Here is a 13,885-nt window from a genome sequence, read left to right on the forward strand (position 1 = left end):
CAAACTGACGTCTTGCAATATCAGCTATCGAAACGTTTACACACAAGGCGTTTTGCTGTTTGAAAATGAATGCTGTGCATTCTACGTTTAACTGTGTTCATGGTGTTCTCACCATTCAGTATGTTTGGCAAATATCTGTGATCATATACCCTGAAAAGGGGTGATGGCTTTAAGTGGAATAGTTGCCCCTTTTCCCAAAAGTCCTCGCCCCCTTTTCCTGTGCCTCACAGCTTCCTCCATTTCTCTATGTCTTCACCGTACTCCTCCAGATGAAGGCGCACGATGTTCTCCACAAAGCTTGAAAGGTTGCTGCCCCTGTCGCCTAACCTGCGCACGATGAAGTCGGCATGCTCCTGCGTTTCTCGGCTCAGATAGACTGCCTTTCGGTTGCTCAGTTTTGTCGGAACAAGGTAGGCCTGCTTGTAGGCTTCGAGCGTCTCCTTTCTCTTTTTGGCACTGATGCGCCTTTGAACGGTTGCATTCTCTGTATACTGCGCAGGTTCAGAGTGCGTAGTGTTCTCTGTGTCCTGTTCGTTAGACTCTTGAATAAGTCTTGCTTTCCTTGCCCGAAGTTCGGCAATGATATGTTCAGACGAATTTTCTATCTGATTTAGTCCAAAATACTGCTTGGTGGAATGGATGGTATTATCCATTCCCTCGTTACTGACTTTTTGCTTTTCCATGTTTTTATCTCATTTTATGTTTGACTTGTTTTGATTTCATGTTTTGATTTTGCTCCGTAACCGACATCCGTGTCCGTTCCTGCGCTTTCTGCTGCTCCTGCTTACGCATACGGCTGACATGAAACTCGTTGAGGTCTTTGAAGTCCTTGTAATATCGGGACATATCCTCCACCTTGAAACCTGCCTTGACGAAATCATTGGTAGCTCTTCGCCCTGCTTCATCATTATCAAGGAAGGCACGGATATGGGATAGGTTGTGGTTGTTCAGATAGCGAACTGTCCTTGCCACATTGCTGACGGAGTTCATCACAAGGCAGTGGCTGGCTATCTCCTCTTTCATTGAAAGAAAGGAGAGGAAGTCCATAAATCCCTCAAACACGCAAATTGGCTGTATTGGGTTTATTATCTTGTCCGTAAATATGGAAGTAATGTCCTTCGGGGCTATCGTTCCCTTGAACGAGTGATTGTCTCGAAGCTCATATCCTCCCGACAGGTTGGCAAAGCCGATGGCTTGATAGCGCCTGCCTCTTACCTCATAGCTGATACATTTAAGGAAAGCCTTTGCCTTCTCCAAATTAATGCAGCGTACCTTTGTAAGATACTCCTGCAAATATGGCGGCAGGGTGTCTGATATGCTTATCAGTCTCCTTGCCTCGTTTGCAGCCATTGTAGGTTGTAAATTATTAGGCACGAAGTTTTTACGAGAACTACATGGTATATTATCGGAAGCGGTCTGTCCCAAACGACAAATGGCTTCCGATAGCGTGCAGCCCTCCAAACGCATACAGAGGTCGATAATGCTTCCGCCCCTGCCTTCGGCATAGTCTATCCAAAGGTTCTTCTCTGTGTCCACCTTGAAACTCGGATGTGTTTCTACACGCAGCGGTGAGCGGTACAACGCATAGACTGGTGTTCTGCGTACAGGCTTGATGCCTCTCCTTTCAAGATACTCCACGATGGGGTATTGCTTGATGCGTGATAAATCTTCTTCTTTCATTGTGATATGTTTTAATTGAATTGATTGAATAATTTGTGTTTGAATGACGATGGTGTATTTGAATGATATTTGAATGGTAGGTGAATGATTATTGAAAGAAAATCTCTTTTCAGAAGTTTTTCCCCCTCCAAACTTTTTCATCTTTCTTCTTACTACATACTATTTTAAGTTAAGTAATTGATTTTCAATGTATTTTTGTAGTACCAAGTCATACTACGAACTTACGACATACGGCTACTACATTTGGTTGCTGCAATAACTTGGCAAGGGACAAGGGAGAATCTTCCTTACCTTATATACATAGATGGGACTGCCACCGTCACGCCTTCGGCTTACTTTCTCAAAGCCTGCCCTCCTAAGGGCTTCGCCCATGTGCTTTAAGGACAAGGGATGATGCGTGTAAAGTCCCAAGTAGGTGATTATCTCGGTGGTGGTCATATAAGTACATTGGGGATTATCCTCCGTTGGTTTCTCAAAACAGCAACATTGCGTAGCTTATTTACCTGTCTTTATTGGGGATTATCCTCCGTTGGTTTCTCAAAACAGCGCAACAGTAGTTCCATTTCTGCGGTCTGCACTTGGAAATCCTCACTCTCCCAGTATAGTTCCGTTATCTCTTCATCGTCAAACCAATAGCGGAAACCTATGTTCAGCAAGGCTTTCGCTTCCGCATAGACATTATCCATAGAAACAGCCTTTGCTTTCTCAATATCTATGGAAAGCACTTCAAAGGGCAGAAACCGTCTGCTGCCTGTGGGGCCGGTAAGGAAATCGTTACCATTTACCGATGCAACGAAGCTCGCTAAGTGTGGATATTCCTCCACATACTTGTCGTAGGGCATACGATACTTGACCATCGGGCAGGTGATGAGTTTTTTGAGTTCATTCTCGTCACGCTTGTTGAGGGCTTTGAGCTGGTCGTCGATGTTTACGATGAGATTCTGCCCGATATAGGTGAGTGTGTCCTTCTCCTGCGGATATATCTTGCCCGTATAGCTGTAACCGCGCAGGGCAGGCGGACAAAGCAGATCAAGGAACGAGGTCTTGAACTTGCCCTGATCGCCTGTGAGCACAAGGCAGATGTGGTTACGGCACTCACGGTCGTCCATAGCATTGGCAACCACTGCCACGAGCCATTTGGTGAGGTATGGCATCCACTTGTCGGGGTTACGCACGGCAATGCAATTTGCCAAAGCGGGAATGGCTTTCAGTGAAAGGGAAGAAGCATTGCAGCAACTATTGTATTCGTTAGTGTTACCACAACTACTGACTATATCCAGCAAGGGCAACGCTTTGAAATACTCCTGTATAGGGTTGATACGTGGAGAGAAGCTGCTCTCTATAATGGAATAGAGATTATCGGACGATGTAATAATCCCGATGTCGTTGTCTATCTCCCTGCGGAGCGTGTCAATTTCATAGCGACCCACTTTTGAGAACAGAGCATCATTCTTGCCACGATATTCGGTTCTTCCCAACACCGTGTTATATCTGAACTCATAGCGAGAGGAAAGATAGGTTTCTATCTCACCGTTTTTTGAGGAAGTCTTCCTTTGCTTGGGAATATTGTTTTCTCCCTCAGATTTGCTTTTATCTGCATTCTTTTTCATTATATGATTGGTTTGGTTTCAGAGAGTGAAGTTATTACGAGAAGATGAAAGTTCCAAGCATTCGGAGAGTGCTTGCATAATGTTGCACTCATTGGCAATGAATTTCTCACGGATTTTTGACAGGAAACTGTCGGAAAGCATGGATTTAAGCCCTAAACAAGAGGACAAGTATCGAAATTGTGCAAGAAAGGCAGGTGCTTATTTGCTCCGTTCTGCATAGTATTGCATCGGCTAAAAGGATATGATAAAATGGAGTGAGGAGGCAAAGAAAGCTAAAATTAAAACCGCCTTTCCTTGTTTTTCCCTGTATTTCCCTACTGTTCCCTTGTGCTTTGAAGTATGGAAAACACTCCCTACTTTTGCAGGCAGAAACGTGCGGTGAAACGCAAGACAGACAAAAGTATTATCAATACCAATAAGACAGAATTACAAACAAAACAACAATAGAATTATGGGATATTTTATCATTACGGATTCAAACTGGGCAAAGCTGAGGAACGAGATACTCTGCCTTGCCGAGACCTGCCACAAGGCATTCGGAGAACAGAGCAGGCACACCGATTGGCTGCACAACGGTGATGTGTGCAGACTGCTCAACATCAGCAAGCATACCTTGCAGTATTACCGTGATACGGGCGTGCTGCCCTTTGCCCAAATCGGGCATAAGTGCTATTACAAGCGTGAGGACGTGGAACGATTGTTGGAAATCAAATCAGTGAAATCAAATACAGACAAATCTAAGGACAACAAATAAGATAAGAGTATTATGGAACAGATAAGAGACTTAAACATGGATATGGACGATATGCAGGTGGTGTTGTCCGCTATCAGCAGTGTGAGCAAACGGATTAAGGAAGTGGCAGAAACACACAAACCACTGTTTGGTGGTGAGCATTTCCTAACAGGCAAGGAGGTATGCGAGCGGCTGTATATTAGCCCCCGTACCTTGCAGGACTATTGGGACAGAAAGATTGTTCCCTACACTCAGTTCGCAGGGAAGATACTCTATAAGGTGTCGGATTTGGAAAGGATGCTGGAGAATAGTTACAAGAACGATTAGAGAAAACTCCATAAAAGACTTAGTCACTTGGATAGAAATATATCTATTTTAACGTGAGTTCGACGAATTATAAGTGTCTGTAAATTTGGCGATTAGCGAAATTTGTAACATTATGGTATTGATATACAAATAATTACAAACAAAAATCGCCATGATCACCGAAGACAAAGTTACTGAAATATTTTGTATGGCAGATGATTTCTGCAAGTTTTTTGATACAATGGTGGCAAAATATACGCTAAAACCTACAGGAAAAAGAAACTATCATCGTAATTCCGTGATGTCAAAGGCAGAAGTCATGCTAATAATGATTCTTTTTCACGACTCTGGTTATCGCTGCTTTAAACATTTCTATCTTGAAAAAGTATGTAAGCATCTGCGTCATTTGTTTCCTAAAGTTGTCTCATACAACCGTATAGTAGAATTGGAAAGGGAGGTTGTCATTCCACTCGCTTTGTTTATCAAGAAGGTCTTGTTGGGAAAATGCACGGGGATAAGTTTTGTTGACAGCACACCACTGCGTGTCTGCAAGAACCAAAGAATACATATTCACAAGGTTTTCAAAGGTATAGCCCAAAGAGGAAAATGCTCCATGGGTTGATTCTTCGGTTTCAAATTACATTTGATTTGCAATGAGAAAGGAGAACTTCTCAATTTTATGATAACACTGGGAGATGTTGATGACTGTAATTCTTTGGAATACAAATCTTTTGTAGATTTCATATATGGCAAGCTGGTCGGCGACAAGGGGTACATCAGCAAGAATCTCTTCCAAAGGCTGTTTGTGGACGGAATACAACTTATTACCAAGCTGAAAAGCAATATGAAAGGAGCTTTGATGAGCGTTTCTGACAGACTCTTACTCAGAAAAAGAGCCATTATAGAAACTGTGAATGATGAGCTTAAGAATATTGCGCAGGTGGAACACTCCAGACATAGATGCTTTGACAATTTCATCGCCAATTTATTAGGCGCTATTGCTGCCTATTGTTTGTTCCCCAAAAAGCCGTGTATCAATGTACAAAGGACCATTGACACACAGCTTGCTCTGTTCTAAATTCGTCGAACTCCCGCTAATACTAAGGCGTATCAAGCGGACAAGCTGGCCGAAGACAGTGAAGTTCCAAAAGGCAACCGTACCCTTGATGCGTAAATTAGTCTGGTAAAAGATGAAAGATGTATGTCTTATCCCGTGAGGCCTTGGCAGTCCTTAAGGATAATAAAAACGAATGCCGAGGAGTCAGTAGAGGTCGAAGTAGCCCTTCTTGAGTAGAACAAGCCGAAGGACCGAATAATTTGTAACGTTAATCAAGAATGTATGTTCCGATGTTTTGCTGACGAGTAGCAACGGTCAATACGTCAATGCGAGTGTCCACATAGAGCTAAGCACGCATGCATCGGAAGCGGAAATTAAGAAAGACGGAAGATGAAACTAATCGAACAGATACTTGCCAAGGACAACGTTCGTGAGGCTCTCCATCGAGTTGTGTCCAACAAGGGCGCCTCTGGGATAGACGGCATGAAAGTCGAGGAACTCCGTGACTACATGAACGCCAACTGGACAAGTATCCAGCAGTCTATCCTTGCGAGTAGGTACAAACCAGCTCCCGTTCGGAGGGTTGAGATACCCAAGCCCAACGGAGGAGTTCGCAAGCTTGGTATCCCGACTGTTGTCGACCGAACCCTTCAACAATCCATTGTCCAAGTCCTTACACCCATCTTCGAGGCAGAGTTCCAAGATGGCAGCTACGGCTTCCGCCCCGGCAGGAGCTGCGAGCAAGCCGTGCAAAAGCTTTTGGAATACCTCAACGAGGGTTCGGAGTGGATAGTTGACATAGACTTGGAGAAGTTCTTCGACAAAGTCCCTCAGGACAAACTAATGAGCTATGTTGGTCGCGTCATCCATGACCCAGACACCGAAAGTCTGATACGCAAGTATCTGAAGTCGGGCGTTCTGGAGAATGGTATTTACGAAGCTACAGAACTTGGCACGCCCCAAGGCGGCAATCTGTCACCCTTGTTGAGCAATGTGATGCTCAACGAGCTTGATAAGGAACTCGTTAGACGGAACCTGCGCTATGTTCGCTACGCGGACGACTGCGTTATAGCAGTGAGCAGCGAAGCAAGTGCCAAACGTGTGATGCATTCTGTCACCAAATGGATAGAGCGTGTCTTGGGACTCAAGGTCAATTCCACTAAGACGCACGTCTGTCGACCGAGTAAACTCAAATATCTTGGTTTCGGATTTTACAAATCCCCTCAGACAAGGCAATGGACGGCGAGACCTCACGAGGCCTCCGTAGCGAAGTTAGTCAGAAAGCTGAAGAAACTATGCAAACGCTCCTGGAGCATCTCCATGTCTGACCGCATCACTATGCTGAACTGGTTGATACGTGGATGGATAAACTACTTTGTCATTGGTGTCATGAAAAGCAATATGGCGAAGATAGACGAACATCTGCGCACGATATTACGTAAGGTGATATGGAAGCAATGGAAAACTCCTCAAAAGCGAGCCTGGGGACTGCGCAAGCTTGGTGTGTGCAACGACTTCGCCAAGCTCACCTCCTACAGCGGAGACCGCTATGAATGGGTGGTGAGACGTACATGCGTGGTAAAAGCGATATCAAAAGAAGTGCTTGCTCGAAGAGGACTTGTAAGTTGTTTGGACTACTACACGATTAGACACGCTTTGAAAACGAATTAAACCGCCGTATGCCGAACGGCACGTACGGTGGTGTGAGAGGGAAGGAAACGAAAGTAGGTTAAAAAACTTTCGTTTCCCAACCTACTCGATTTTTCCCAAGAAGCCGTGTATCAATGTACAAAGGACTATTGACACACAGCTTGCTCTGTTCTGAATTCGTCGAACTCACGTTAAATAACTTTCTCTTTCAGTCTTGATGACTTCACCATCCTTACCCTGCGGCCAAAAAACTCTACCCCCCCTTGATGTGTTGGGAGTAGAGCAAGGGATATGCTCCTTCTTCCAATTCATTTCGCAATACTTCCCGAGTTCTGAAATCAACGATAATGCCAGTCTGCATTTTCAAGTTAATTTCGGGAAAAGTCTTGTCAAAGTGATTTATCTTTTGAAGAACATCTGCATCGTCCTCATTCGTAACCAAGTATACATATTCGTTCTTGCCAACCACGGTATCGTATGGCGTTTCGAAACTTCTTACGTCCGAGAAATCGGATGTCGAAGATGTCGTTATGCGAATAGTTGAGGGCTGTTGCTGTGTCTTCCTTACCTTTACGATAATGGTTTCCTGCAGGACAGATTCCCCATCAAACACCTTGTCACGGCTTTCTATTAAATGTTATTACTGTCCGCTAAACATAGAAATCCTCATTCCAACTCATTGAGACACAATAGTTCGGATGACAGCATGCTAGTGACAAGCCCCCTTATTCATTTTCTGTTACCTCTGGTGGCGATTCAGCCGCTGCTTCAAGCATGAGTTTCATGTCGGCATCTGGCATGTTGAAGAAGTTATTCATGTTGAGGTATTCCATAAGTACTATGCGCACCATAGTAGCCAGCCCTGAGAAACTCCACCGCCTCTGCAATGAGCTTTGCAGCAGTGACAGTAATAGATTGGCAATGAGTGTGACCCAAATCTGTATCTTGATGGCGTTGGCACTCTCCCCATAGAAGTATCTAAGCGGGAAGTTCTGTTTTATCTGCTTGAAAAGAGACTCTATCTGCCACCTCCTGCGGTAGATGGCTACGATAGTCTCCATGGACATGTCAAAGTCATTGGTAAGCAAGGATACCAACTTTGGCATCTTTCCCTTCTTGATATCCACATAGGTGATGATACGCGCTATATGGTTGATACCGCCCTTCCTGAACACCACCACCTGCTCACGATTTTCCATCAGCCCATCCTCGTTCATATCCATGCAGTCTACCAACACCTCGTATTTGAGATTTTTCTTCATCTTGGTGACATAGACGACGTTCCTCTCGGTCAGTTCCTCAAACTTTTCATAGTTGATATATGCACGATCCAGGGCAATGATTTCATCATGCTTGAAATGGCTGGGGGCGAGCATGAAGGAATCGTTGGTAGCGGCAGAGGTGAACTTCACGTCACAGTGAACTCCTTCGTTTGCATGAATGACGGAATGCACTTTTATGCCACCCTTCTTCTTTCCCGTCTTAGGATGACGTCCCACGCCCTTGAAGATGACGTTAGAGAACAGGGTTATCGTGGTGGAATTGATGATTCTCAGACGTTTTATCCATTCCTCCGTACCATTGCGTCGGCTGTCCGAAGAAAGTCTGTCCTTATTGGACTCGTAAAGGTCGCGGTACACGTCCTCAAAGAACTTTTCCGAGCGTCTGGTGTTCGCGTCTGACAGGGTACTGCGCTTAGGAACCCTGTCAATGCCTATGTGGTGAAGCTTGCGCACCTCAGCCGTCATTGCCGCCTCTATCTCGCGCAGGGAGTCGAAGCGCATGATGACTGCATACAGCATCGTAAGAAGATGGGTGAAGCCGTCAAAGGTTTTCACATACCGCTCACCGCCGTTTCGACGGCTTATTTCAACTATTTTATCATGGTCGAGAGATTTTATCAGCTGACCATATATCGGCTGTCCGAAGAAATGTGTACTTTTGCCCATGTTATCTGAGTTTGGAAGCAAAAGCAAAGATAACAAAAAGGGCTGATACCTCGTGAGAAGTGTCAGCCCTAAATTTGTATCTTACCAAAAAGTTTAGCGGACAGTAATAATTAAATGCATGTCTGTAATTACGCAATTTTTGAATAGGTACTCCCTGAACTTCTTGAAGTATGCCCACGAAGTCCAAGACCTTGGCACGAGATATACACCGGTTCCTGATTCGGTTTGTATTCTCAATTATCAATTTAATCATACGTCCTCGCTCTTTGTATTATCAACAATCAATTCTTTGAGTTCAACCGAAAGCAGTTGGGCTATTCGATACAGGGTGTCAAGATTAGGCTGTTGCCTATTACAGCAATAAGCGTTGGTCGTACTAAAACTTTTACCAAGCTGCTCTGCCAACCATTTCTGCGACTTATCTTGTTCTACCAATACTGCTTTTATTCGATTTAATTTCATACTACTATGTATTTGGGGTGCAAAGATACTAAATAGTCTCCTAAATATAGCATTATACGATATAAAAGTAGCAATAATAATTTGGAAGCTCCAAAGAATAGAATTTTTGATAAAATATCGGCCATTTGCTATTGCCGCCGAATTATTAACCTCCGTTGTATATCAGCCATATATGCCAACTGAGATACAACCAAGGTACAAGATACCCATTTTTAACCCCTGTTGCACCCTCATGCGAGGTTCTCACTCCCCCTCTTTCCCTTTTCCGACCGTCTCACTCTTTATGGCTGATCACACTCTTTGGGTAGCAATCACCCCAAATCGTTGAATGGTTATGTTAAAAACACGAATTTATGAAGATGCTTCCCTTTTATATTGCATTTTTCATGTTTTGACTCAAAAAGTCTTTTTAAGTTGCTTAAATTCAGAAAACTATTATTTTTCTCGTGTTTTACAAAAAACATTTATACCTTTGCACAAAACACAAAGAAATCGAAATATGAGCAACACGAATAATACCCAAAATACGAATAATATGCCTAAGGGCGATATTAATCGCTTGAAAATAGTGTTGGTTGAGCAGAAAAGAACAGCTAAATGGCTTGCTGAACAGGTTGGTCGTGATCCAGCAACAGTTAGCAAATGGTGCACTAACATAGTGCAGCCAACTTTGGAGACTTTACGTCAGGTTGCCTTTATCCTTGATGTGGATATTAGGGACTTGATTTGTCCGACGAAATAAAGATTATACATTAATATAATATATAGCGTATGGCATTGCCAATAAATATAGACGAATTGCTGAAAGGAAAAACCGTAGAATGGGAACGTCTGGATTTCAAACGTGGGTGGAATCCGGAAGATGTTATCCATTCTGCTTGCGCCTTTGCTAACGACATCCATAACTGGGGTGGCGGTTATATCATCGTAGGTGTTGATGAACAGGATGGTGTGCCTGTCTTACCTCCAGTAGGAATAGACTTGCACTCCATTGATGCCATACAGAAAGAATTGGTGAACTTGTGTAATCAGGTGCAGCCAACAGTGAACGCATTGGCAGAGCCTGTGGAGTTCATGGACAAAATGATACTTGTAATCTATGTGCCTGGTGGTGAGGTTCGTCCATATAAGGCTCCGAAACATCTTGGTAAGGAAGCACAGAAGGCAGGTAAGATGTATTTTGTCCGCAAAGGTTCGGTTACAAAGATTGCTGATCAGGAAGAAGAACGCATGCTGATGGGACTTTGCAATAAAGTTCCATTCGATGACCGTATCAATCAGACTGCCAACATTGAAAAACTTGACCGTATGCTTATCGAAGACTTCTTGAAACGTGTTGGAAGCAAGATGACGCATGAGGAAATCATGCACATGCCGATGGCAGAACTTGGCTGGCAGTTACAGATAATTGGTGGTAGCACTGAGGATTTGCATCCAAAGAATGTTGGCTTGTTGCTTTTCTCACAGGAGCCAGAGAAATATTTCCCATACGCTCGTATCGAGATTGTTCATTTCCTTGATGAAGTGGGGGACCGTTTCACAGAGAAGATTCTTCACGGTCCTATACATCTGCAATTGGAAGCTGCATTGAAGTACATCCGAGAGCAGGTGTTATTGGAGAAAGTCATAAAAGTACGTGGTGAAGCTGAAGCTATCCGCTGTTACAACTATCCATACGAGGCTTTAGAGGAAATTTTGGCGAATGCCGTATTCCATAAATCTTGGGATAACCGTAATCCTATTGAGGTGCGTATCAATCATAACAGTATAGAGGTTCTTAACTTTGAGGGACCCATGCCACCGATAACTAATGCAGATTTGCAGAAACCACGAGTGATATCACGTCATTATCGTAATCGTCGTATAGGCGATTTCCTCAAAGAGATGCACTTGACCGAGGGACGTTCAACAGGATTCCCGAAGATTTACCAAGCAGTCAAGCGTAATGACTCGCCTATGCCTCTATTTGAAACAGATGACCGCAATATGCACTTTCTTGCAACTATGCCAATACATCAGGCTTTCGTTGACGAGAAGGCTTATCTTGCATCAAAAGGGAAGGAATTGGATGAGGAAATCAAGGATGATTTCGGGAAAGACGGAAAGAAAGATTTCCTAAAAGACTTCCTAAAAGGTTTCCTAAAAGAAAATGACATAGAACTTACTGACAGACAGAAATATATCTTGTGGGCGATATCAGTTGATGACACTCTTTCAGGAAAAGCTATTTCCCAAAAGATTTCGGAAAAGACTTCTGGAAAAATTTCTGTAACAGATAGGACTATAAGGACGGACATCGCAGACCTTCAAGCCAAAGGCATTCTAACACGTGAAGGTGGTCGCAAAGATGGTAATTGGGTAATCATAAAGAAATGATATGATAAAATTCTTCAAGATTATAGAGAAGGTCGTTTGGACACTGGTTGCAATAGCAGTAATCATGATTCTTGCTTTAATTGCAATCAGTGTTGCCAATAGTGCAGATAATATCTGGAACGATTTCCGACCATATACTTCATTGTTATATGGAGTTGCAATGCTTGTCGTGGCATTTAAGGCTGTTATTCTTGGAGTACAGATGTATTTGGAAACTAAAATTGAGGAAAAGACTAAGCATCTGCAAACTATCATTGAAAAGCAGCAATCACAGCAAGTAAAACAAGAGAAGAAGGTTTCTGGCAAACTTGACAAAATCATCAATGACATTGCCGCTATTCCGAACACAGACACAACAGTTATCGTAGATTTCCTAAAAGCGAATCTGCCAAGTGTTGTATTTACTTTGGTTGACCAACAGGTTAGTCAACAAGTCGCTTACGAGAAACAGAAGTTGGTATTTGAATACGAAAAGAAAGAGTCAGAGCTAAAACGTAAGTCACTTACCGTTGACGCAATTATCGAGAGACAGGAGAGGATAGAAAAACTTAACCAGGCTATCCGACAACGAGAACAGCAGGAACACGAAGAAAGAATGAAGAATACCGAAGATTACACCATGCTCGTATTCACTATAGCAAAGACTCCTGTAGAAGATGTAGAAAAAGTATGGCAGGTCACAAAGCTATTTCTTGAACGTGGACATGTTGCTGCCGATAAGGATTTAAAGATTGCTTATAACAAGAATCTTCGTAATGCGGAATTGAAACAATTTGCACTCAACATAGTTAAGTACAACAGAAAGGAAAACCTTGATATTGAATCCTACCTGATGACCGTCTTCGGAGAATGGTTCACCGGCAAGAAAGAGAATATCTCCAAGAACTACAATGTACTTCCGAAGGACTCGCTTGTTTCTAAAGATGGAGTGGATGCTGATTTGAAGCAGTTGTGGACATAAAGCATTTCTGTTATATGAAGAAGACCCTTTATACATGTATTTCGTTACTATTTTCATTTTATTGTTATGTTATCTGTGAAATATATACCTATGCTGTATTATGATGCTATTATCATCCGTTTTACTGGTGACGATGGCAGTGTGCATAATATATTTGTGGATGGTGGTAATATTAATTCACGAAAGTTCTGCTATACCGATAGACTTAAGAAGGAACTTGAACTTTTATTCGGCATGGGGGAATCGATAGACTTGTGGGTAATAACTCATATTGACAATGACCATATAGGAGGGCTTTATAATTTTATCAACGACACAGAATTCTTTGAAACTCACCAAGAACGATTAAAAGAGGTCTGGATGAACTATGGTGGTAAAGGAGACTATGAAGTGCAGCGAACAGGAACAATAGGCTATCATGGCGGAAAAGAATTACGCGACTTACTTAAGGAAAAGCATGTAGTTGTTAAGCAGGCTATACTTGCAGGACATATTTCAACTTTATCTGATGCTACAATAACCGTGGTTGCGCCAAATGAGAACGCAATGAAATGCTATATAAAATGGTGGAATAACATAGAATTCAAAGATGTCGCACAAACAGTAGATGGACTTATTAAAGGCGGAAAATGGGACTATGACAAGAAATTCAAGGATTTCAATCTGACGCTGTACGAAGAAGATAATGAAGTAAAAAACAATAGTAGTATTGCTTTTGTATTAAGCTATCACGGTTATAACCTGCTGTTTTCAGCCGATTCATGTTCCTCTCTTTTGTCTGACGGCTTGAAGAATACAAATATGTTGAAGGATGGGGACTTTAAGTTTGACCTTATGCATATTCCCCATCATGGTAGTTGTAGGAATAGCTCATTCGTTTTCTTGAAAGACATTATCTGTCCCAAATATGTTATCTCTGGCAATGGTGCTAATAGATATCATCTACCTGACAAAGAAACCATAGCCAGATTAAATGCCGCAAACCCAACGGGTTGTGAATTGCATTTCACCCAGATGAACTTCAAACTAAAGGAGATTTTTGCAAACGATGATTGTGGGAATCTAAAAATTATTGATGACGCCAACTTCACTTTTGAATAA

At 42.7% G+C, this 13,885-nt stretch carries 12 protein-coding genes and 2 pseudogenes; 8 read left to right on the plus strand and 6 right to left on the minus strand.

Translation table 11 applies throughout. From position 1 onward, the window contains the following. Positions 1-224: 224 nt before the first annotated feature. From DYI03_RS03610 to DYI03_RS03620, 3 genes and pseudogenes are all read right to left on the minus strand, one after another. Positions 225-683, minus strand: a complete 459-nt coding sequence (locus tag DYI03_RS03610) for a DUF3408 domain-containing protein (RefSeq protein ID WP_025064833.1) — start codon at positions 681-683, stop codon at positions 225-227. A 4-nt stretch (positions 684-687) separates the two neighbouring features. Continuing rightward, a complete protein-coding gene (locus DYI03_RS03615) occupies positions 688-1,680 on the minus strand; it encodes a toprim domain-containing protein (RefSeq protein WP_025064832.1) in 993 nt (330 codons plus the stop codon). Positions 1,681-1,917: 237 nt separating this feature from the next. After that, positions 1,918-3,290, minus strand: a pseudogene (locus DYI03_RS03620) (virulence-associated E family protein). A gap of 451 nt (positions 3,291-3,741) precedes the next feature. Between DYI03_RS03620 and DYI03_RS03625 the strand changes: the two are divergent. The 4 genes and pseudogenes from DYI03_RS03625 to ltrA all read left to right on the plus strand — a co-directional run bounded on the left by DYI03_RS03625 (position 3,742) and on the right by ltrA (position 7,057). Beyond that, positions 3,742-4,044, plus strand: coding sequence for a helix-turn-helix domain-containing protein (locus tag DYI03_RS03625; protein ID WP_021668100.1), 303 nt, complete (start codon positions 3,742-3,744; stop codon positions 4,042-4,044). Positions 4,045-4,056: 12 nt separating this feature from the next. Next, entirely contained in the window at positions 4,057-4,350 is a 294-nt protein-coding gene (locus DYI03_RS03630; protein WP_021668101.1) for a helix-turn-helix domain-containing protein, read from the plus strand. A 151-nt stretch (positions 4,351-4,501) separates the two neighbouring features. Further along, positions 4,502-5,407: pseudogene (locus DYI03_RS03635) on the plus strand (IS982 family transposase). Between the two features lie 369 nt (positions 5,408-5,776). Continuing rightward, positions 5,777-7,057: a group II intron reverse transcriptase/maturase gene (gene ltrA / locus DYI03_RS03645; RefSeq protein WP_115367891.1), complete on the plus strand. Its 1,281-nt coding sequence runs from the start codon at positions 5,777-5,779 to the stop codon at positions 7,055-7,057. A gap of 232 nt (positions 7,058-7,289) precedes the next feature. On the opposite strand, the gene DYI03_RS03650 is transcribed toward ltrA, so the two are convergent. From DYI03_RS03650 to DYI03_RS03660, 3 genes are all read right to left on the minus strand, one after another. Next, complete coding sequence (locus tag DYI03_RS03650; protein WP_021668126.1) at positions 7,290-7,649, minus strand: hypothetical protein; 360 nt, start codon at positions 7,647-7,649, stop codon at positions 7,290-7,292. A 112-nt stretch (positions 7,650-7,761) separates the two neighbouring features. Further along, a complete protein-coding gene (locus DYI03_RS03655; RefSeq protein ID WP_115367892.1) occupies positions 7,762-8,985 on the minus strand; it encodes an IS4 family transposase in 1,224 nt (407 codons plus the stop codon). A gap of 249 nt (positions 8,986-9,234) precedes the next feature. Continuing rightward, on the minus strand, positions 9,235-9,447 hold the full coding sequence (locus DYI03_RS03660) for a helix-turn-helix transcriptional regulator (RefSeq protein ID WP_021669511.1): 213 nt from the start codon (positions 9,445-9,447) through the stop codon (positions 9,235-9,237). Between the two features lie 535 nt (positions 9,448-9,982). On the opposite strand from DYI03_RS03660, the gene DYI03_RS03665 reads away from it, so the two are divergent. The 4 genes from DYI03_RS03665 (at position 9,983) to DYI03_RS03680 (ending at position 13,885) form a co-directional block, all read left to right on the plus strand. Then, positions 9,983-10,189, plus strand: a complete 207-nt coding sequence (locus tag DYI03_RS03665) for a helix-turn-helix transcriptional regulator (protein ID WP_025064736.1) — start codon at positions 9,983-9,985, stop codon at positions 10,187-10,189. A gap of 29 nt (positions 10,190-10,218) precedes the next feature. After that, positions 10,219-11,823: an RNA-binding domain-containing protein gene (locus DYI03_RS03670; protein ID WP_021669513.1), complete on the plus strand. Its 1,605-nt coding sequence runs from the start codon at positions 10,219-10,221 to the stop codon at positions 11,821-11,823. 1 nt (position 11,824) lies between these two features. Further along, entirely contained in the window at positions 11,825-12,784 is a 960-nt protein-coding gene (locus DYI03_RS03675) for a hypothetical protein (RefSeq protein WP_021669514.1), read from the plus strand. Between the two features lie 90 nt (positions 12,785-12,874). Beyond that, positions 12,875-13,885 carry a ComEC/Rec2 family competence protein gene (locus DYI03_RS03680; protein ID WP_036870338.1) on the plus strand — a complete coding sequence of 337 codons (1,011 nt, stop codon included), beginning with the start codon at positions 12,875-12,877 and terminating at the stop codon, positions 13,883-13,885.

The organism is Prevotella disiens, assembly GCF_900454955.1.
GTDB classification, from domain to species: domain Bacteria; phylum Bacteroidota; class Bacteroidia; order Bacteroidales; family Bacteroidaceae; genus Prevotella; species Prevotella disiens.